The organism is Falsiroseomonas sp. E2-1-a20, from assembly GCF_051433195.1.
Lineage (GTDB): Bacteria > Pseudomonadota > Alphaproteobacteria > Acetobacterales > Acetobacteraceae > Falsiroseomonas.
The window spans coordinates 45,661-65,352 of the sequence record NZ_JBHMFT010000009.1 but is presented as its reverse complement, the minus strand read 5'-3'; the positions used below and the strand labels follow the sequence as shown (position 1 = coordinate 65,352).

21 protein-coding genes are annotated in these 19,692 nt (G+C 72.0%); 5 read left to right on the top strand and 16 right to left on the bottom strand.

Annotated elements, in window-relative coordinates:
* Positions 1-38 precede the first annotated feature (38 nt).
* From ACFHPP_RS13055 to ACFHPP_RS13045, 3 genes are all read right to left on the bottom strand, one after another.
* Positions 39-1,037: a TRAP transporter substrate-binding protein gene (locus ACFHPP_RS13055; protein WP_437163687.1), complete on the bottom strand. Its 999-nt coding sequence runs from the start codon at positions 1,035-1,037 to the stop codon at positions 39-41.
* 86 nt (positions 1,038-1,123) lie between these two features.
* Positions 1,124-1,552 carry a MaoC family dehydratase gene (locus ACFHPP_RS13050; protein ID WP_437163686.1) on the bottom strand — a complete coding sequence of 143 codons (429 nt, stop codon included), beginning with the start codon at positions 1,550-1,552 and terminating at the stop codon, positions 1,124-1,126.
* Complete coding sequence (locus tag ACFHPP_RS13045) at positions 1,549-3,093, bottom strand: acyl CoA:acetate/3-ketoacid CoA transferase (RefSeq protein ID WP_437163685.1); 1,545 nt, start codon at positions 3,091-3,093, stop codon at positions 1,549-1,551. The genes ACFHPP_RS13050 and ACFHPP_RS13045 overlap by 4 nt, the downstream gene beginning before the upstream one ends.
* Positions 3,094-3,157: 64 nt before the next feature.
* Between ACFHPP_RS13045 and ACFHPP_RS13040 the strand changes: the two genes are divergently transcribed.
* Entirely contained in the window at positions 3,158-3,898 is a 741-nt protein-coding gene (locus ACFHPP_RS13040; RefSeq protein ID WP_437163684.1) for an enoyl-CoA hydratase/isomerase family protein, read from the top strand.
* Entirely contained in the window at positions 3,895-4,914 is a 1,020-nt protein-coding gene (locus ACFHPP_RS13035) for a Gfo/Idh/MocA family protein (RefSeq protein ID WP_437163683.1), read from the top strand. The genes ACFHPP_RS13040 and ACFHPP_RS13035 overlap by 4 nt, the downstream gene beginning before the upstream one ends.
* Here ACFHPP_RS13035 and ACFHPP_RS13030 read toward each other — a convergent pair.
* From ACFHPP_RS13030 to ACFHPP_RS12990, 9 genes are all read right to left on the bottom strand, one after another.
* A complete protein-coding gene (locus ACFHPP_RS13030; protein WP_437163682.1) occupies positions 4,891-5,358 on the bottom strand; it encodes a MaoC family dehydratase in 468 nt (155 codons plus the stop codon). The two genes, ACFHPP_RS13035 and ACFHPP_RS13030, sit on opposite strands and share 24 nt — an antisense overlap.
* A gap of 74 nt (positions 5,359-5,432) precedes the next feature.
* Positions 5,433-6,200 carry a 3-ketoacyl-ACP reductase gene (locus ACFHPP_RS13025; protein WP_437163681.1) on the bottom strand — a complete coding sequence of 256 codons (768 nt, stop codon included), beginning with the start codon at positions 6,198-6,200 and terminating at the stop codon, positions 5,433-5,435.
* Positions 6,197-7,327, bottom strand: a complete 1,131-nt coding sequence (locus ACFHPP_RS13020; protein WP_437163680.1) for an acyl-CoA dehydrogenase family protein — start codon at positions 7,325-7,327, stop codon at positions 6,197-6,199. Before ACFHPP_RS13020 ends, ACFHPP_RS13025 begins: the two co-directional genes overlap by 4 nt.
* Before the next feature lie 37 nt (positions 7,328-7,364).
* Positions 7,365-8,705, bottom strand: coding sequence for an MATE family efflux transporter (locus ACFHPP_RS13015; RefSeq protein ID WP_437163679.1), 1,341 nt, complete (start codon positions 8,703-8,705; stop codon positions 7,365-7,367).
* Between the two features lie 96 nt (positions 8,706-8,801).
* Entirely contained in the window at positions 8,802-9,776 is a 975-nt protein-coding gene (locus tag ACFHPP_RS13010; protein WP_437163678.1) for a Bug family tripartite tricarboxylate transporter substrate binding protein, read from the bottom strand.
* 56 nt (positions 9,777-9,832) lie between these two features.
* Complete coding sequence (locus tag ACFHPP_RS13005) at positions 9,833-10,561, bottom strand: aspartate/glutamate racemase family protein (RefSeq protein WP_437163677.1); 729 nt, start codon at positions 10,559-10,561, stop codon at positions 9,833-9,835.
* Positions 10,558-11,457 (bottom strand): polysaccharide deacetylase family protein, encoded by a 900-nt coding sequence (locus ACFHPP_RS13000; RefSeq protein ID WP_437163676.1) that lies wholly within the window; start codon positions 11,455-11,457, stop codon positions 10,558-10,560. The genes ACFHPP_RS13005 and ACFHPP_RS13000 overlap by 4 nt, the downstream gene beginning before the upstream one ends.
* Entirely contained in the window at positions 11,457-11,804 is a 348-nt protein-coding gene (locus ACFHPP_RS12995; protein WP_437163675.1) for a hydroxyisourate hydrolase, read from the bottom strand. The genes ACFHPP_RS13000 and ACFHPP_RS12995 overlap by 1 nt, the downstream gene beginning before the upstream one ends.
* Complete coding sequence (locus ACFHPP_RS12990) at positions 11,801-12,550, bottom strand: maleate cis-trans isomerase family protein (RefSeq protein WP_437163674.1); 750 nt, start codon at positions 12,548-12,550, stop codon at positions 11,801-11,803. Before ACFHPP_RS12990 ends, ACFHPP_RS12995 begins: the two co-directional genes overlap by 4 nt.
* A gap of 70 nt (positions 12,551-12,620) precedes the next feature.
* On the opposite strand from ACFHPP_RS12990, the gene ACFHPP_RS12985 reads away from it, so the two are divergent.
* Together ACFHPP_RS12985 and ACFHPP_RS12980 are read left to right on the top strand one after the other, a co-directional pair.
* Positions 12,621-13,595, top strand: a complete 975-nt coding sequence (locus tag ACFHPP_RS12985; protein WP_437163673.1) for a Bug family tripartite tricarboxylate transporter substrate binding protein — start codon at positions 12,621-12,623, stop codon at positions 13,593-13,595.
* A complete protein-coding gene (locus tag ACFHPP_RS12980; RefSeq protein WP_437163672.1) occupies positions 13,592-14,494 on the top strand; it encodes a BMP family ABC transporter substrate-binding protein in 903 nt (300 codons plus the stop codon). Before ACFHPP_RS12985 ends, ACFHPP_RS12980 begins: the two co-directional genes overlap by 4 nt.
* On the opposite strand, the gene mscL is transcribed toward ACFHPP_RS12980, so the two are convergent.
* Positions 14,451-14,936 carry a large conductance mechanosensitive channel protein MscL gene (mscL, locus tag ACFHPP_RS12975; RefSeq protein ID WP_437163671.1) on the bottom strand — a complete coding sequence of 162 codons (486 nt, stop codon included), beginning with the start codon at positions 14,934-14,936 and terminating at the stop codon, positions 14,451-14,453. The genes ACFHPP_RS12980 and mscL overlap by 44 nt on opposite strands.
* Before the next feature lie 75 nt (positions 14,937-15,011).
* Positions 15,012-16,319, bottom strand: a complete 1,308-nt coding sequence (locus ACFHPP_RS12970; protein WP_437163670.1) for a M20 family metallopeptidase — start codon at positions 16,317-16,319, stop codon at positions 15,012-15,014.
* 153 nt (positions 16,320-16,472) lie between these two features.
* Here ACFHPP_RS12970 and ACFHPP_RS12965 point away from each other — a divergent pair, with 153 nt between their 5' ends.
* On the top strand, positions 16,473-17,162 hold the full coding sequence (locus ACFHPP_RS12965; protein ID WP_437163669.1) for a glutathione S-transferase N-terminal domain-containing protein: 690 nt from the start codon (positions 16,473-16,475) through the stop codon (positions 17,160-17,162).
* Positions 17,163-17,172: 10 nt separating this feature from the next.
* On the opposite strand, the gene ACFHPP_RS12960 is transcribed toward ACFHPP_RS12965, so the two are convergent.
* A complete protein-coding gene (locus ACFHPP_RS12960) occupies positions 17,173-18,138 on the bottom strand; it encodes a Bug family tripartite tricarboxylate transporter substrate binding protein (RefSeq protein ID WP_437163668.1) in 966 nt (321 codons plus the stop codon).
* Positions 18,139-18,141: 3 nt separating this feature from the next.
* Positions 18,142-19,656: an ABC transporter substrate-binding protein gene (locus tag ACFHPP_RS12955; protein ID WP_437163667.1), complete on the bottom strand. Its 1,515-nt coding sequence runs from the start codon at positions 19,654-19,656 to the stop codon at positions 18,142-18,144.
* Positions 19,657-19,692 lie beyond the last annotated feature (36 nt).

The window sequence follows — 19,692 nt, the reverse complement described above, 5'->3', positions numbered from 1 at the left end:
GCGCCGGAAGGCGCCCCGCCCAAGAGGTCAGCGTAAGGTCAGGAAGTCAACGCGTTGATGGCGGAGAAGATGCCGGCGGCATCGATCTCCCGCGCGTATTCCGTCATGATCGGTTGCACGGCGGCGTTCATTTCCGCGCGCTGCGTGAAGGCGATCTTCTTCAGGCGGCCGGCCGATTCCAGCGCCGTGATCTTCTGCGCGTCCTCCGAGCTTTCGGCGTTCCGGCCGAACACGCCGGCCTCGCGGCCCGCGCGGCGCACCGCCTCCTGCAACTCGCGCGGCAGGCGGGACAGCGTCTGCGTGGAGAAGCACAGCGGGCGCACCGTGATGGCGTGCTGCGTCATGATCAGGTTCGGGCCGACTTCGTAGAAGCGCATCTGCTCGACGCCCGCGGCCTCGTTCTCGCCCGCCTCGATGACGTTGTTCTGGATGGCGTTGTAGACCTCGTTGTAGGCGATGACCTGGGGTGCCATGCCGATCGCCTGGAAGGTGCGCGACCAGATCGGGGCGCCCTGCACGCGGACGCGAAGCCCACGCAGTTCCGCCATGTTGGTGGCGGGGCGGGAGGAGAAGATGTTGCGCGTGCCGCCGCCGGCATAGCCGATCAGCGCGACGCGGGCGCGGCGCTCAACCTCGTCCGACACCGGCTTCAGCATGTCCCCGTCCAGCACCTTGTTCCAATGCGCGATGTCGCGGAACAGGAAGGGCGCGTCGATGAACGGCGCGGCGCGGCTGAAGGTGGACATATGCGCCGGGCTGACGATGGCGAAGTCGACGGCGCGGCCGGCCGACATGTACTCGAAATACTGCTTCTCAAGCCCGAGCGAGCTGTTCAGGTGCCAGACGAAGTTCACCGGGCGGCCGTAGTATTCCTGCACCTTGGTGGCGAAATGCTTCATCGCGCGGGTGAAGACGTGTTCCTCGTTGAACTGGCTGGCGCCGTTCAGCGTGATCGGCGCCTGGGCGCGGACGACATGCGGCGTGGCCAGCAGGCCGGTGGCGGCGGCGATGCCGCCGAGCAATGCGCGACGTTCCATGGACAAACTCCCCTTTGTTGCCGGACCACGGCCCGGATGACCGCGGGTTGTCTACACCGGACCGGCGGTGTTTGTGAACCGTCCAGTTACCCCGTCCAGCGCAGGATGTGCCGGGCGGCGAGGCAGGTCTCACCTTTCTGGTTCACGACTTCGCAGGCGGCCTCGGACCGGCCACGGGTGGCATCCACCGTGTCCACCCGGTAGTGCGCCGTCAGTGTATCGCCGATGAAGACCGGGCGGAGGAAGCGCACCCGGTCATAACCCAGCGACACCGGCACGCCCTCCGCCCCCGCGGCAATCGCCCGGTGCGCGATCTCCGAGGCGGTGGCGGACAGCAGGCCGAGCACCAGGGCGCCATGGGCGATGCGCTGGCCGAAGGCGGTGGTCGCGGCATAGCCGGCATCGACATGCAGCGGGTCGTGGTCGCCGGTGATCTCGGCGGTCAGCAGCAGGTCGCGTTCGGTGATGGTCTTGGTAAAGCGCGCCGCCGCGCCCGGCTCAACGCCCAGCTTCACGGCGCAAGCTCCGACAGGCGCGGGGAGCCGATGCGGCCGGGGCGCGCGGCGAGGAGGGCGGCCAGGCCCATGCGCTCGGGTGCGAACAGAAGCGGGTTCATTTCGCGCAGGTCCGGGGCGACGGCGGGCCGGAAGCCCATGCGGGCGATCACCTCCTCCGCCGTCAGCCCCGGCGCGATCTCGACCAGTTCCGGTCCCGATTCGCTCAGTTGGAACACCGCCTGTTCGGTCACGTACAGCACCGGCTGGCCGCGTTGCTGTGCGAAGCGGCCGGAGAAGGTCACCTGTTCCACCTGCGCCACCGCCTTCGGCTTGCCGCCGGCGGTCAGCGTGCCGCCGAAGATCACGCGCTTCGCATTCTGGCTGATGTTGATGAAGCCGCCCGGCCCGATGATGCGGCCGCCGAAGCGGGAGACGTTGACGTTGCCCGCCGCGTCGAATTCCGCGAAGGACAGGAAGGCGAGGTCGAGGCCGCCGCCATCGTAGAAGTCGAACTGGTAGGGCTGGTCCACCTGCGCGTCCGGGTTCATCGCGGCCCCGGCCTCCCCGCCGCTGGCCGGCGCGCCGCCGATGTTGCCCTGCTCGTTGGTCAGGCAGATGGCATCGAGGCAGCCTTCTTCCGCCGCCACGTTGGCGATGCCGGTGAAGATGCCGCTGCCGAGGTTGCAGATGGCGCCGGGGAACAGTTCCAGCGCGCCACGGCGGGCGACGACCTTGCGGGCGTCCTGCTTCAGCCTGGGAATGTCGTCCAGCGGGATGCGGAGTTCGCCGGAATAGGCGGTGGAATAGGGGGTGAGGTAGGTCTGTTCCTGGTCCGGCACCACCACCACCAGATCCACCAGGATGCCGGGAATCTTCACCATCTTCGGGTGCAGGCTGCCGCGGCGGGCCATGCGCTTCACCTGCACCACCACCAGGCCGCCGCAGCGCTTCGTGGCCTGTGCCTCGGACAGCATTTCCAGCGTCACCGCCTCCTGCTCCATGGAGACGTTGCCATCCTCATCCGCCGTGGTGCCGCGCAGGAAGGCGACATCGACGTGGTAGGGCTTGAAGAACAGCATCTCCTCGCCCCGCACCGTCTCCAGCGTCACCAGGTCCTCCTTGGCGGAGGGCGACTGCCGGCCGCCGCCGTGGCGCGGGTCGACGAAGCTGTGCAGGCCGGTCTTCGTGAACAGGCCCATGCGGCCGGCGGCCATCTCGCGCATCAGCTGGGACAGCGCGCCCTGGGGCAGGGACCAGGCCTCGATCTCGTCGGCCAGCGCCATGGCGCCGATCGGCGGGCTGTTGACGTAGCTGCCGGCGATGTTGCGGCGGAGCAGGCCCTTCTGGGCCAGGTGGCCGAGCCCCCGCGTGCCGCCATCGCCGACGCCCACGGGATGCAGCGCCGTCAGTCCGCGCGGCGCGGCCGTATCCCGGAAACGGTTGCCCAGCGCCTCCAGCAGCGCATCCGGCACGGCATGGCCGCCGCCGGAGCCGCCGATCAGCAGCGTATCGCCATCCCGCACCAGCGATGCCGCCTGTTGCGCCGTGACCCGTCGCATCCCGCCCGTTTCCTCATCCGTTCTTCGCGCTATCCTACCGATGCTGCGTGCGGGAGGGAACGGGATGGACGGCCAAGGGGACGGCGATGTGACGCTCGAAGTCGCCGAGGGGGTGGGCGTGCTAACGCTCGATCGGCCGGCGAAGCACAATGCCATCACCAACGGGATGGCGGCGCAGTTGGCCGCGCATGCGCAGGCGATCAACGCGGATGACGCGGTGCGGGCCGTGCTGCTGCGCGGCGCCGGCGACCGCGCCTTCTGCGCCGGCATGGACCTCCGCGCCATCGAGGCCTACCGCACCGCCTGGGATTTCCGGCACCGGCCGGACTATCCGGGCGCCGTGCGCGCCATCCGCAAGCCGGTGGTGGCCGCGATCAAGGGTTGGGCGCTGGGCGGCGGGTTCGAGCTGGCGATGGCCGCCGATATCCGCATTGCCGGCGACTCCAGCCGGATCGGCTTTCCGGAGGTGACGCGCGGCTGGGTCGGCGGCGGTGGCGCCTCCCAGATGCTGCCGCGCATCGCCGGCTTCGGCCAGGCGATGCGCCTGCTGCTGACCGGCGAGCAGATCGACGCCGTGGAGGCGCTGCGGCTGCGCCTGGTGGAGCAGATGGTGCCGGATGCGGCGGTGGAGGACACGGCGCGGGCGCTTTGCGCTCGGCTGGCGGCACTGTCGCCTGTGGCGGTGCAGGCGGTGAAGGCGGCGGTGCGGCAATCGCTGGAGGCGCCGCTGACGGCGGGCCTCGCCTATGAAAACGAGATGAACGTGCTGTGCCTGGCGGCGCTGCGAGAGGGAGCATCGCGATGATCGGCATTGGGGTGGTTGGCCTGGGGATGGCCACAAAGCCGCACATGCTGGCGATCCGGGACCTGCGCGCGGCGGGCGTGGCCCGACTGGTCGGCGGCTTCGCGCCCGGCGATGCGCGGCGGCAGGCCTTTGCGACGCAGTGGGACGCGCCCGTGTTCGGCAGCCTGGACGCATTGCTGGCCGCGCCGGGACTCGACCTGGTGCTGGTGCTGACGCCGCCGGGCGCGCATCTGCCGGTGGCGCGGGCGGCGGCGGCGGCGGGCAAGCACCTGCTGGTCGAGAAGCCGCTGGAACGCACGGCGGCCGAGGGTGCGGCGCTGGTGCAGGCGGCACGGGAGGCTGGCGTGGTGCTCGGCGTCGTGTTCCAGCATCGCTTCCGGCCGGCTGCGCTGCGGCTGAAGCAGGCGGTGGCGGGGGGCGAGCTCGGCACGCTGCTGTCGTGCTCGGCCAGCATCCGCTGGTGGCGCGATGCGGCCTATTTCGCGCAGCCGGGGCGCGGCATGCGCGCGCGCGATGGTGGCGGCGTGCTGCTGACCCAGGCAATCCACACGCTGGACCTGCTGCTGCACATCGCCGGGCCGCTTTCACGCGTCGGCGCGCTGGCGCGGACCAGCGGGCTGCGCGCGATCGACACGGAAGACATGGCAGCCGCTGCCTTGCAGTTCGCCAACGGCGCCATCGGCGTGCTGGATGCGACAACGGTGGCGGAGCCCGGCTACCCGGAGCGCATCGAGATCGCCGGCACCGGCGGCAGCGCATCCCTGGTGGCGGAGCGGCTGGAATTGCATGTGAAGGGCCGCGACGCCGAGATCGTGGAGGGCGCGATGGAAGGTGGCGGCGGGGCCGACCCCATGGCCTTCGACCACGGCCCGCACCGGACCATGATCGCGGAGGTCTGCGCCGCCATCACCGAGCGCCGCACGCCGATGAACGACGGCGCCACCGGACTGCCGGTGCTGCACGCCATCGAGGCGATCCTGCGCAGCGCCGAGCTAGGTGCCTTCGTCGACCTGTAGCGTGTGCACCATCAGGTCGTTCTCGCCCTTCTGCACGACCTCGCCGCGCTGGTTCGTCAGGTCGAAGCCCATGGTGACGATGCCGCGCGCCGGGTCCCGCGTCTGGCGCTTCGACAGCACGGTGATGCGCGCGGCGATGCGGTCGCCCACCAGGATCGGCCCGGCGAAGGACCAGCGCCAGGACAGCGAGACGATGGCGGCGAAGCGTGTCGGCGCACGGTTCTTCAACCCGTCGCACAGCGCGAGGCCCAGAAGGCCGTGCGCGACGCGGCCGGGGTAGCCGAGCTCGCGGGCGTAGTCGTCATCCATGTGGATGTCGAAGAAATCGCCGGTGAGTCCGGCGAAGGCGATGATGTGCGATTCCGTCACGGTGATGCCGCCGGTGTCGATGACCAGGCCGGGTTCCACGTGTTCGAAGCGCAGGAGTGCGGGGTCGATGTGCATGGTGGACCTTGTTGCTGAGTTGCGCCGTCCCCCTCACCCAACCCTCTCCCCCCGGTAGTGGGGGGGAGAGGGCTTCAGAGGCGGTGCAGGTGCAGGCCGCCGTCGATGTGGAAGGCGTCGCCGGTGGAGAAGGGCAGGGCGCCGCTGACCAGGGCGGCGATGGCGCGGCCGATATCCTCGGGCTCGCCCCAGCGGCGGATGGGCGACAGGCCGGCGGCGATGCGCGCCTCGTATTTCGCGGTGACCGGCGCCGTCATGTCGGTGCGAATCACGCCCGGGCGGATGTCGTAGACAGGGATGCCATCCTCCGCCAGGCGCACCGCGAAGCAGCGCGCCACCATGCTGACGGCGGTCTTGCTGGCGCTGTATTCGGTGCGGTCGGCGCTGACCAGCACGGCATTGGCGGAGGAGACGAAGACCAGCCCGCGCGGACCGCGCTGCGGTGCCTCCGCCGACAGCATCCGCCGCGCCACCTCCTGCGAGCAGAAGAACGGCGCGCGGGCGTTGATGTCCATGCAGCGGTCCCAGGATTCGCGGGACATCTCCAGCAAATCGCCGCGCTGCATGGCGCCGACGCCGGCATTGTTCACCAGCGCCTCCAGCCCGCCCCATTCGTCCCAGGCCCAGGCCACCATGCGCTGGACGTCGTCGAGGTCCGCGACGTCGCACAGCCGCCAGGCGAAGCGTCCACCGGCGCCCTGCACCGCGGCGGCGGTCTCGACGAAGCCGTCGTCGGCCAGGTCGCAGCCGAGCAGGTCGTAGCCTTTCTCGGCCAGCGCGACGCAGGCGGCGCGGCCGATGCCGCGGCGGGCGCCTGTCACCAGGGCGACGGGACGGCTCATGAAAGGATTTCCCGTGCCATGATGACCCTCTGGATCTGGTTGGTGCCTTCGTAGATCTGCGTGATCTTGGCGTCGCGATACAGGCGTTCCACCGTCACGCCGCGGATGTAGCCGGACCCGCCATGGATCTGCACGGCGTCCGCGGTGCGCGCCACGGCGGCGTCGCTCGCGAAGCATTTCGCCATGCTCGCCTCCAGCGTCACGCGGCGCCCCGCATCCATGCCCTGCGCCGCATCGCGCACCAGCAGGCGGGCGGCGTGGGCGTCCTTCGCCATGTCGGCGATCAGGAAGCGGATGGACTGCTGCTCGGCGATGGGCTTGCCGAACTGCACGCGCTGCTTCGCGTAGGACATGCTTTCCTCCAGCGCGCGTTGCAGGATGCCGAGCGCCAGGGCGGCGATGCCGATGCGGCCCTTGTCCAGCACCGACATCATCATGTGGAAGCCGCGCCCCTCCGGCCCCAGCAGCGCCGCCGCCGGCAGCCGCACGCCGGTGAAGCGCAGCCCGCCGACGGGCGAGGCGCGCTGGCCCATCTTGTGCTCGGCGCGCAGGCGCTCGACGCCCGGCGCGTTCAGGTCGACCAGCAGGATCGACATGCCGCGATGTCCCGCAGCCGTATCCGTGCGCGCCAGCACCGCGGCGAAATCCGCGCGCGGCGCCATGTGGATCCACATCTTTTCGCCGTCCAGCACCCAATCCGTCCCGTCGCGCCGCGCCGTGGTGCGCAGATTGGCGAGGTCCGACCCGGCCTCCGATTCGGTCAGCGCATAGGCGCAGGAGATGTCGTAGCGCAGCAGCGGCGCCAGGTAGCGCGCCCGCTGGTCCGGCGTGCCGTGTTCCGACAGCAGCGTGCCGAGCAACTCCACCAGGCCCACCTGGTCGGCGACGCTGGCATAGCCGCGGGACAGTTCCTCCATGACGATGGCATAGGCCTCGACGCCGGCCTCGGCGCCGCCCATCGCCTCCGGCACCGTCATGCCGAGCAGGCCGAGGCCGGCGAGCGCCCGGTAGATGTCGGCCGGGAAGCTTTCGCTGTCATCCAGTTCCGCGGCGCGCGGCGCCACCTCGGCATCGGCGAAGCGGCGCGCGGTGTCGCGCAGCGCCGCCAGGGTTTCCGTCTCGGCCACCCGTTTCCCCCACTCGGTGTTGCCGCATCCTGCCCCGTCAGGCGCGCCCCGGCCAGACCGCCCGCCGCACGCCGAGTGCGGTCACCACACCGTAGGAGGTGATGCCCAGCGCCACGCCGAGGAAATGCCCCTCGATCCCCATCCCAAGCGGCCCGGCCAGCAGCGCGCCACCGCCCACCGCCAGCGTCAGCCGGGACAGCGCGCCGACAACGGGATAGCCCATCCGCCCGGCGCCAAGACTGGCGAAATACAGAGCCATCCCCAGCCCGAAGCCGCCGAAGGCGAAGCCGACATACCCAAGGCCGCGCGCCGCGATGGCGACGACCGCCGGGTCGGCGCTGAACAGGGACGCCACCTGCACCGGCCACAGCGCCACCACCAGCCCCGCCACCCCGGTCAGCGCCAGGGCGAGCGCCGCCCCGGTCCAGGCCAGCGCGCGGGCCTCCGCCCAGTCGCCGGCGCCGGCGGCGCGGCCGACCAGGGCGGTCAGCGCGGAGCCGATGCCGAAGGCCGGCGGGATCATCAGGAATTCCAGCCGCGCCGAGATGCCATAGGCGGCGACGGCGACGGGGCCGTAGGCCGCCATCTGCGCCGTCACCAGGATGGTCGCGAGGTTCGCGACCACCGCCAGCCCGCTCGCCACCAGCCCGACCGACAGGATCTTCCCGAAGATGGCACCACGCGGACGCTGGCGCAGCAGCGGCACGAAGCCGGCGCCGCCGCGCAGCACCACCAGTCCCATGGCCAGCGTCGCCACCCAGAACACCAGCGCCTGCGCCAGGCCGAGCCCGGCGAGGCCCATGCCCAGCCCCTCCGCCAGCGCCCAGCCGGTGACCGGCAGCGCCAGCCAGGCCAGCACCAGCACGCGCGCCGCCAGCGCATGCCGCCCGCCGCCACGCAGCACGGAAGCCAGGGTGTTGGTCAGCCAGACCGGCACCGCGCCCAGCCCGAACAGCCACATGGCATAGGGCGCCGCCGCCTCCGCCGCCGCAGCGCCGCCGATGGCGCCGAAGATGGCGCGCGGAAACAGCCCCAGCGGGATGGCGAAGATCAGCCCGGCGGCGACCGCGATCAGCACGGAATGCAGCACCATGGCGGAGGCATCCTCCCGCCGCCCGCCGCCCAGCGCGCGGGCAATGGCGGACACCACGCCGCCGCCCATGGCGCCGGTCGACATCATCTGCATCAGCAGCACGAACGGCAGGGCGGTGGCCCAGCCCGCCAGCGCCGCGGTGCCCTGCCGCGCGGCGAGCCAGGTTTCCGCGAGCTGCCCCACCACCTGCAGCAGCGCGACCAGCGCGGTCGGCGCCGCCAGAACTCCGATCCGTCGCAGGCGGTCCAGCATCACGGGCGGCGTCTCCTCGGGCGGCCCTGCCATCCTGGCAGGGTCATGCTGCGCCGCGAAGCCGCAATGAATGGCTTGCTTGCCGCATTTTCCGAGTCGCCCGGCGTGTACGCCGGACCTGGAAATGCCTTAGCTGGGTTGCACCCCCGCCGCCTGCACCACCGGCGCCCAGCGCGCCGCCTCGGCCGCGACGAACTCGCCGATGCGCGCCGGCGGCAGGTCGCCGAGCGAGACGACGCCGATGCTTTCCAGCCGCGCCTTGATGGCGGCATCGGCCAGGCCCGCCTGCAATTCCGCGTTCAGTCGCGCCGCGATGGCCGGGTCCAGCCCGGCCGGGGCCGCCATGACGAACCAGTTGGTGGAGACCGCCTTGGGCCAGCCGGCCTGGACCAGCGTCGGCACCGCCGGCAGCGCCGAGACGCGCTCGGGCGAGGAGACCGCCAGCGCCTTCAGCGTGCCGGCCCGGATCGCGGCGGCATTGGCGCCGGAGGTATCCCACAGCGAGGTCGTGTTGCCGCCGAGCACGTTCTGCTGCGCCTCGGCCGCGCCACGGAAGGGCACGTGCAGCAGCTTCACCCCGGATTCCAGCGCCCACATCACCCCGGTGAGGTGGCCGACGGAGCCGACGCCGGAGGAGCCGAAGGACACGTCCTCCGCCCGTCGCGCCGCCATGGCGCGATAATCCTCCATCGTGTTCATCGGGCTGTCGCCCTTCACCGCGCAGACGATCGGCGCGCCGCCGAGCATGCTGACCCAGGAAAAGGCACGCTGCGGGTCGTAGGCCAGGTTGCGGAACAGCGAGGGCGCGACCGCCAGGGGGCCGGTGTTGGAGACCAGCAGCGTGTGCCCATCGGCAGTGGCGCGCGCGGCTTCCGCCGTGGCGACGGTGCCGCCGGCGCCGGGCTTGTTCTCCACCACGAAGGGCCGGCCGAAGGCGCGTTCCAGCCGTTCCGTCAGCGGCCGGATGATGAGGTCGCTGGTGCCGCCGGGGGCGTAGGGGTTGAGGATGCGGACAGGGCGGTTCGGCCACGGGGCCTGGGCGAGTGCGGGGGCGGCAAGCGGCGCGGCGATGGCGGCGGCGAGGATCTGGCGGCGGGTGGTCATCGGCGGTCTCCGGCTCAGGACTGCCCGCGCCGAAGCAAACCGCGTGCCGGGATGGCTCACCCGCGAAACAACCCTTCGATTTCCGGGGCGAAACCGGTGAGGGCGCGACTGCGTGTGGTGCGCGGCGCGCCGGGCGGCGCCAGGCCGACCATCGCCTCCGCCAGCCGCACCGCCGCCGCCGTGCCATCCACCAGCGGGACGGGCACGCGATGCGCGATGACGGGCGCGAGGCCGGCGAGCGGGCCGCCGGCCAGGATCACCACCTCCGCGCCGTCCTGCTCGACGGATTGCCGGCACAACTCCACCAGCAGCTCCGCCCGTTCTTCCGCCACCAGGCCGGGATCGCCGGCGAAGGCGGGGCCCATGCGGAAGCCGGCGCAGCGCGCGCCGAGGCCGTGATGCGCCAGGCAATCCTCGAACATCGGCCGCAGCGCCGCGGTGAAGGACACCACGCCGAAGCGGCGGCCGAGCATGGCGGCGGCGTGGAAGGCGGCCTCGCTGATGCCGAGCACGGGGACGTCCAGCAATTCCTTCGCGCCATCGAGGCCCGGGTCGCCGAAGCAGGCGATGATGGCGGCGTCGTAGCGGCCGCGATGCGCGGCCAGCGCCGCCAGCGTCGCGGGGCCGGCCACCAGCCAGTCCGCGCGGCTGACGATCAGCGGCAGTCCGAAGGGCGCGGAGACGGCCTGGATGACGGTGCCCGTCGAGGCCGCTTCCTGCGCCGCGGCACCGATGCGCGCGGTGACGCTGTCCGTGGTGTTGCTGTTGACGACGAGCAGCCTCACGCCGGAATCTCCTGCGTCAGCCAGTGCCGCGCGATGTCGCAGCGCCGCGCCACCCACACGTCATCGCGCCCCGCGACGTGGCGCAGCACGGCATCGAGGCCCGGCATCCGCGCCGGTCGGCCGATGATGCGGAGGTGCAGGCCGATGGAGAGCATGCGCGGTGCGCCTTCCGCCAGCAGCCAGTCGATGGCCGCGATGCAGTAGCGGGAAAAATCCTCGTGCTGGATGAAGCCGCCGCCGGGGGAGAAGCGCATGTCGTTGGTGTCGAAGGCGTAGGGCAGGCGGACATGCGCCGCGCCGTGCCGCCGCGGCAGGTCGTCGTCGTAATTGTCGCTGTCGTACAGGAAGCCACCCTCCTCCTGCAGCAGGCGGCGCGTGTTGACCGAGGACGCGCTGCGGGTGTGCCAGCCGACCGGGCGTTCGCCGGTGGCGTCGCGGATGGCGGCGACGGTCGCGGCGATCACGTTGCGCTCGGTGGCCTCCGGCATCCCGGCATGGCTTTCCCAGCGCCAGCCATGCGCGGAAATCTCGTGCCCGCGGGCATGCGGCGCGGCGGCCAGGACCGGCGTCGCGGCGACGGCGCGGCCGCAGCTTGAGAGCGTGGCCTTCACGCCATGCGCGTCGAAGGCATCCAGGATGCGCCACAGGCCGACGCGGCTGCCATAGGCGAAGTGGCTTTCCATGCAGGGGTCGGGGTGGCCCACCACCTCCTCCCGCGCCTCGTAGGTCGCCTCGTTGCGGGCATCGCCGGAGGTCAGCGACATCTCGGCGCCCTCCTCGACATTCACCACGAAGGACAGCGCCAGCTTTCGCCCATCCGGCCAGGTCGCGGGGCTGGCGGTGCCGGCGCGGCCGGCGAGGTCGCGCGACGAAGGGGGCATCCCGCCGGGCAGCATCAGGCGCCCCGGAACAGGGCGAAGCCCCAGGGCGTGAACTTCATCGGCAGGTGGTAGTGCAACGCCGGGTCGAAGACGGTGAAGCGGAACGGCACCTCGCCGAGGAAGGGCGGCGTGGCGGTGCCCGCGTAGAAGGCGCCGATCTGGAACAGCACCTCGTGCACGCCTGGGCGCACGCCCGCGCCGCGCGTCACCGGGTGATCCAGCGCGCCATCCGCGCCGAGCACACCCTCCGCCACCAGAACCGGCGCGGGGTCGAGGCGATGGATCGTCACACGCAGCCCACGCGCCGGCTGGCCGCTCGCCACATCCACCGCATGCAGGGAAATGCCGCCGGCCATGCTCATGCACCCTCCAGGCTGAACAGCCTTCCCCATTCCGCGCCAGGGCGCTCGGCGATGCCCGCCGCCGCCAGCCCGCCCCAGACCCCGAGCGCCGTCGCGTCCAGCAGCGGGATGCCGGTCTCGGCCTCCAGCGTTGCGGCCAGGGGGGCGGCGGCGCAGTTGGTGTTCCACATCACCACCGCCTGCACGCCGGGCTTCGCCACCTGCCGCACCAGCCCCGCGACGGCCTCGTAGCCGACCGTGGCATAGGTGAGGTTGTCGGTAATGCCGAGGCTGGCCTCCGCCACCATCTCGATCCCCTCCGCCGCCAGGCCGCGCGCGGCGCGCAGATTGTAGTCGCTTGTGTGCGGCCCGATCAGCGCGATCCGCGTCGCACCCAGCGCCGCCAGCGCGCGCAGCAGGGCGAGGCCGGAGGTGTCGCAGGGCAGGCCCGTTTCGGCCGTGACGCGCCGGACCAGCTCGCGGTCGTGCTCCAGGCCGATCACGGCGCCCTTGCTGGCGGACCAGACCAGCGCATCCGGCTTGGCATCCGCCAGGAGGTCGGCCGCGCCCAGCAGCGCCTCCCAGTCGTAGCTGTCGGGGAAGGGGTCCACGGCGCCGCGCTTGTCGACGCGGCTGAAGATCGGCACCACGCCGGGCAACCCGCGCAGCAGCGCCTGCGTCGTGCGTTCCACCACCGTATTCGCGGAAGGCAGGATGGTGGCGAGCAGGCGCGGGGCCGGGTGCATCAGGGTCGTGGCGTCGTGCATGCGCCGAGACTGGCGCGGCGCAGGCGGCACGGCAATTGCCTCGACCCGGGCATCCCGAGGGAATATGCCCATGCGCCGCCGCCATCTGCCACTTCTCGCGGCATTCGCCGCCTGCTCCGCCGGCACCGCCCTGGCGCAGCCCGCCTGGCCGAGCCGCCCGATCCGCATCATCGTCACCTTCCCACCCGGCGGATCGTCGGACATCGTGGCGCGCGTGCTGGCGGAGGTGCTGTCCCAGCGCCTGCCGCAGCGCGTCCTGGTCGAGAACAAGCCGGGCGCCGGCGGCACCCTGGGCGCGATCTACACCACGCAGCAGCCGGCCGATGGCTATACCCTGATGCTGTCCAACACCGCGCCGATCGTCACCAGCCCGCCGATCTACCCGACCGTCACCTACGACCCGGCGGGCGGCTTCAGCCACATCGCCTATATCGGCGCGACGCCGCTGGTCATCATGGTCAATCCTTCCAAGGTGCCGGCCACCGACCTCGCCGGCCTGGTCGCCTGGATCAAGTCGCAGCGCGTGCCGCCAGGCTATGGCAGTTCCGGCGCCGGCTCCGTCGCGCACATCTTCGGCGAGGCCTTCACCAAGCGCACCGGTGCCGAACTCACGCACGTTGCCTATCGCGGCAGCGCGCCGATGCAGGCGGACCTGCTCGGCGGTGCCATCCCGATGTCCTTTGACACGCTGCCGCAGAATGTCGAGCACATCCAGGCCGGGCGGCTGCGCGCCATCGCCATCACCGCGCCGGAGCGCCAGAAGATGGCGCCGGACGTGCCGACGACCGCGGAGGCCGGCTTCCCTGGGCTGCTGGCGGAGAACTGGCTCGGCCTGTCCGGCCCGCCCGGCCTGCCGCCCGCCATCCTGGCGCGGCTGCACGCCGAGGTGGAGGCCGCGCTGGCCGTGCCGCTGATGCGCAGCCGCCTGGATGAGCACGGCATCGCCACGCGCCGCATGTCGCAGCCCGACTTCGTCGCCTTCATCCGCGAGGAGGTCCGCGTGACCGGCGCGGCGGTCAAGGCGCTCGGCCTGACGCCCGGATGAGCCTGGCTCGCCCGCGCATCGTCGCCGTGCTGTTCGGACAGCCCGGCGCCGGTGCCTTCAACCGCGCCGGCGTTGAGGGCCTTGCCCGCGCGGCCGCGCTGCCGGTTGCCATCGAGACGGTGTGGGAGCCGGTGCCTTCCCGCCGCGCCGCCACGGTGGAAGCCGCCGCAGCGCGCGCCGAACTCGTCATCGCGCATGGCGGGCAGGGGGAACAGGCGGTGGCGGAGGTGGCGCCGGCCTTTCCAGACGTCGCCTTCGCCGTGACGCAGGGCCGCATCACCGGCCCCAACATCGCAGGCTTCGAGGTGTTGCAGGAGCAATCCGCCTTCCTCGCCGGCGCGCTGGCGGGCTGGTGGATGCGCGGGGCTGTCGCGGCGCATCTGTCCGGCGAGCCGGTGCCGCCCGGCCTGCGTGGCCGTGCCGGCTTCGCCGCCGGGCTGGCCCATGCGCGGCCGGAGGCGACGCTGCTGAGCGGCTTCTGCGGCAACCAGCACGACCCGGCACTTGCCGGGCACTGGACCACGGCGCAGGCGGCGGCGGGGGCGGAGGTGCAGTTCGCCATGCTCGATGGCGGCCGCCCCGGCGCCATCGCCGCCTGCCGCGCCGCCGGCATCCGCGCCATCGGCAATGTCCGCGACTGGACGGCGGAGGATGCGGTGTTCCTCGCCTCCGCCGTGGCCGACAATGGCGTGGCTATGGTGGCCGCCATCGAGGCCTTCCTCGCCGGCGGCTTGGCCGAACGCCGCATCGGGCTGGAGGCGCCGGAGGCGGTGCGGCTGGCGCTCGCTGGCGATGTGGCGCCGGACCTCGCCGCCCGGCTCGACGCCCTGCGCGGGAAAATCCTGTCGGGCGCCGTCAGGGTGCCGGAGGAATGGCCGGGGCAGGATTGGGCGCCGTAGCCGGTCGCGCCCGAAGCTCCGCCAGGATATCCGCGAGCAGGATTTCGCTTTTCGTCGGCGCCACCGGCTTCGCCTCCTGCGTCCGGCGGAAGCGGGACAGGATGCGCAGCAGCCAGAAGATCGCCATGGCGACGATCAGGAACTTGATGATGGCGTTGATGAAGCGCCCGACGGCCAGCACCGCCGCGCCGCTTTCGCGCGTCGCCTCCAGCGATGGCTGGCGATCGCCGCTGAGCACGACGAAGACGTTGGAGAAATCGATGCCGCCGATCATCAGCCCGACGATCGGGTTGATGAGGTCCTCGACCAGGCTGCCGACGATGGCGGTGAAGGCGGCGCCGATGACGATGCCGACGGCCAGGTCGATCACGCTGCCCCGCATGATGAAGGCCTTGAACTCGGTCAGCCAGGCCGGTTCATTCAACGTGATCGGTGATTTCATGGCGTGCTCCTGGAGGAGCGCGCAGCCTGTGGCGCCGCGCGGGGCGGCGCCACGCAATTCTCCTTGCGCGCGGCGTTATTCCGCGCCGCACCAGCCGGCGATCAGCGCCGCCACCACCGCCACGCCGCGGCGATAATCCGCCACGTCGACCCATTCGTCCCGGCCGCCATTCTGCGTCAGGTCGCCGCAGAGCGGGCCGAGCCCGACGCAGGGAATGCCCGACTGCACCATCGGGTTGCGGATGTCGGAGGAGGTGTGCAGCGGGTTGATCTCGGGCGCCGTGCCGGTGCCGCGCAGCACCGCCTCATGCGTGGCCAGCCACAGCGGATGGTCCAGCGGCACTTCGGCGCCGGTGACGCCGGACAGGAAGATGGTCTCGACCTCCAGCGCCGGATCGGCGGCGACCGCCTCCGCGATGGCGGCCTCGACCTCCGCCTGCACGTCGGCGAGCTTCTCGCCGGGCGGGAAGGACAGGGCGCAGGACAGCTGGACGGCCGGCGCGATGCGCGCGGCGCGGCCATCGCCGAGCGTCTTGAGGTCGCCGACCAGCAGGTTGGTGCTGCGCCCGACGGCGGCATCCAGCGCCGGGTGATGCACCCGCGCGCCACGCCGTGCATCCAGCGCGCGCAGCGCGGCGATCACGCCCATCGCCTTCTCGATCGGGTTCACCGCCAGATGCGCGAAGGCGGTGTGGCCCGGCTCCTGCGTCGGCGGCAGGCGGCCCTTGACGAGGATGCGGAACACGAGCTGGCCAGGTGCCAGCGCCTTCACCTCCCGCATCCCGATGCCCGATTCGGCCGGATGCAGGTACACCGCGGCATCGGCGGTGACGCCACCATGCAGCAGCGCGTGCACGCCACGGGCGTGGCGCTTGGATGGTGTGCTGGCCAGGATGACATCGCCCTTCGGCACCACGCCGGCGGCGAGCACCGCGCGCAGCGCCTCCACCATCGTGGCGCAGCCGGCCAGGTCGTCGGCCACGCCCCAGCCATGGATGCGGCCCTGGTCGATTTCGCCGGCCATCGGGTCGTGCAGCCACCCATGCTGCGGCTGAAACGCCTCGCCATCGGGGTGCGCGAAGAAGATCACGCTGCGGCCGCCGCCGCTGCCGGGGAAGCGGGCCAGCACGGCCTCCCGTTCCTCGGCCGCCATCGCGGATTCGCTGGCGAACTCCTCCCGCAGCACCACGCCGGCGGGGCTGTAGCGGCGGGTCTCGACGATGCAGCCGAGCTGCTCGCAGGCGGCGGCGATGCGTGCCTGCACCGCGGCCTCGCCGCCGGATTGCAGGCGGATCAGGTCGCGCAGGAAGCTGACCGCGGCCTCGCCGCCGGCCTCCGCCGCCTCATCCACGCGCGCCGCCACGGAAGTCATCGGGCCGTCCATCGTGCTTCGTCCTGTCGTCGAGGGGCGCCAACTTAGCCACTATGGGCGGCAGGGCAATGACCAGCGCGTATACATCAAGCGACTGAAGTTGCAGGGCTTGCCTCGCCGCCGGGCCTGCGGCCATCTGGCGCGGGCCTGGCGGGAGACGAGCGGATGATGCGGCTGGTGATCGGCGGCAAGTGGTCCTCCACCTGGACCATGCGCGGCTGGCTGGCGTGCCGGCTTTCCGGCCTGCCCTTCGAGGCCGAGACGCTGTTCCTCTCGCGCGAAGGCAGCAAGGCGCAACTGGCGGAAGCCTCGCCGACCGGCCTCATCCCCATCCTGCATGATGGCGATTTCGCGGTGACGGACACGCTGGCGATCGCGGAGTACCTGTGGGAACGCGCGCCGGGCTGCGACATCTGGCCGGGCGACCTGCGCGCCCGCACCGCCGCCCGCAGCTCCGCGGCCGAGATGCACGCGCATTTCGTGGAACTGCGCGCGGCGCTGCCGATGAACCTGGTGAAGCGCTGGCCGATCGCGAATGGCGTGCCCTCCAACGTCAAGCTGCTTGGCCGGCCGGGCGTCGCGCCGCAGGTGGCGCGGGTGCAGGAAAGCTGGCGGCTGACGCGCGCGGCCTGGGGGCAGGGCGGCCCCTATCTGTTCGGCGCGCGCTTCAACTTCGCCGATGCGATGTGGGCGCCGATGGCCAGCCGCTTCCGCACCTACTCGGTGCCCCTGGCGCCCGATGCCCAGGCCTATGCGGAGGCCGTGCTGGCGCATCCGCTGGTGGCCGAGTGGGTCGCGGGCGCCGAGGCGCAGGCGCGCGAGATCGGCTGGGAGGCCTGCGCCGCCTTTCCGTAGACGGTCGCGTTCATCCGACCCTGGCGCCGGAAATCCGCACCGCCTCCCCCCATTTCGTCCGCTCCGACCGGATATGCTGCTCAAGCTGCCGTGCCGTGCCGCCGCGCGGCACGGCGCCGAGGCGCAGCAGGCGCTGACGCATCCCGGGCGTGGCCAGCGCCCCGTTCGTGGCCGCGTTCAGCAGCAGCACCGCTTCCTCGCTGACGCCGGCCGGGTAGACGAAGCAGATCCAGGAGACGTAGTCGAAATCCGCGACGCCGGCTTCCTGCACCGTCGGTACCTCCGGCAGTCCGGGCCAGCGTTCCGAGGTGGTCACCGCCAGGGCGCGCGCCAGGCCACCTGAGACGAAGCCGATGGAGCTGGTGATGCTTTCCACCGCGAACTCCACATGGCCGCCTGACAACGCCTCCAGCGAGGGGGCGGCGCCGCGGAAGGCGACGTGCTGGGGTTGGGCGACGGCGAGGCGGGACTTCAGCACCTCCATCGTCAGGTGACCGGCGCTGCCGGCGCCGGCGCTGGAATAGTTCAGCCGCTCCCCGCTGCGGATTGCGGTGACCAGGTCGGCCAGGCTGCGCTCCGGTCGCCGGGCGGAAGCCAGGACCAGAAGCGGGTTGCTGGCGACCAGGGCCACCGGGATGAAGGCGACCTCCGGGTTGAACGGCATGCTGGGATACAGGAAGGGGTTCACCACCAGCGGGCCGGGCGCGGAGATCAGGAAGGTGTGGCCATCCGGCTCGCTGCGCGCCACCGCCTCCGCGCCCACATTGCCGCCGGCGCCGCTGCGGTTCTCGACCAGGATGGTGGTGCCGAGCAGCGGCTCCATCTCCCACGCCAGCAGCCGGGCCAGCACGTCCAGCGCGCCGCCGGGCGCGAAGGGCACGATGAGGCGCATCGGCCGGTCCGGCAGCCAGGTCACCTGCGCGCCGGCCAGGCTGGGGGCGGCGAGACCCGCCGCGAGAAGGCTGCGCCGCCGCATGCCTCAGTCCAGCCGCGTTGCCGCCGTGATGGCCGGGCCGAGGTTCAGCGCGCCCTCCAGCCGGTAGCCCAGGTTCAGCCCGCTGCGCCGCACCCAGACCTGCTTCAGGTCGAACAGCGGCACGCTGCACCCGGCTTCCAGCACCTTGCGTTGCGCCGTCGCCCAGAGCGCCATCTGCTTCGCCGTGTCGGGCTCGGCGCGGGCGGCGTCGATCTCGGCATCCGCCGCGCTGCAATGGGCGAAGTTCAGCGACATGGTCGGCTGACCGGGTGCGCTGCGGGAATGGTAGAACTGGCTGAGGTAGCTGTCCGCCACCGGAAACCGCGCGGCGCCGTAGAAGGTCATCTGCGACAAATCTTGCCGGATGCGCGCGTGGTAGGTGGCGTGCTCCACCACATCCATGTCGAGCGTGATGCCGGCCCGGCGAAGCTGCGCCTGGATCACCTCCATGATCGGCAACTGCGCGGAGTTGGAGGAGACGACGGCGCGGATGGTGACGCCGTTGGCATGGCCCGCCTCCGCCAGCAACGCGCGGGCGCGGGCCGGGTCGGGGGCATAGCGCGGCACCTCCTGGGTCGCGCCGAGGTAGCCGGGTGGCACCGGGCTCGGCCAGGGCGTCGCCACGTCCAGGCCCACGAAGCGGGCGATGGCTGGCGCGTCCACCGCGTGCTGCACGGCGCGGCGCACCCGCGCATCGTCCAGCGGCGCGCTGCGGCTGCTGATCAGCAGGGTGCGGAACTCGCCGGGGGAGAAGACCTCGACCACCGTGTTCGGATGCGCCCGCATGCGCTCCACCCAGCGCTGTTCGCGGCGGCCGATGATCAGGTCCAGCTCGCCGGCGGTATAGGCCAGTTCGCGCGTCGCGTCGGAGGTGATGAAGCGCAGGTCGATGGCGCGGATCGCCGGGCGGCCACGCCAATGCGCGTCATGCGCCACCATCCGCGCCGCGCCGCCGCCGGCGCGCTCCATCCGGAACGGGCCGGTGCCCGGCGCCTGCCCACCCGTGTCGGCGCGGCGGGAGACGATCATGCCGCCATGGTAGTTGGCGAACAGCCCGAGCGCGCCGGCCACCGCCTGCCGCAGCGTCACCCGCACGGTCATCGGGTCCAGCATCTCGATTTCGGTGACCGGGGAGAAGTCCCCGGCGAAGCCGCTGCGGGCGCGGTCGGCGGCACGGCGGAGCGAGAACACCACGTCCTCCGCGCCGAGCGGCTGGCCGTCGTGAAAGCGCACGCCGGGGCGCAGGTGGAAGGTGTAGCTGAGGCCGTCCTCGCTGCGGGTGAAGCGCTCCGCCAGGTCCGGCTCGATCTGCGCCGGGTCGGCCGAGCCCGGCGGGAAGCGCACCAACCCGTCATAGGCCCAGGACAGAGGTGCCTTGTCCTGCGTGGCACTGGCGCGGTGCGGGTCCGTCGTGCCCATGTCCTGCGCGATCAGGCCGACGCGGAGGGTCTGTGCTTCCGCCGGTCCGGCTGCCGGAAGCGCCAGGAGCAAGGCGGTGGCGATGATGGTGCGGCGCATTCTGCGGTCCTTCCGGGGCATCCCGTCTTGCAGGAT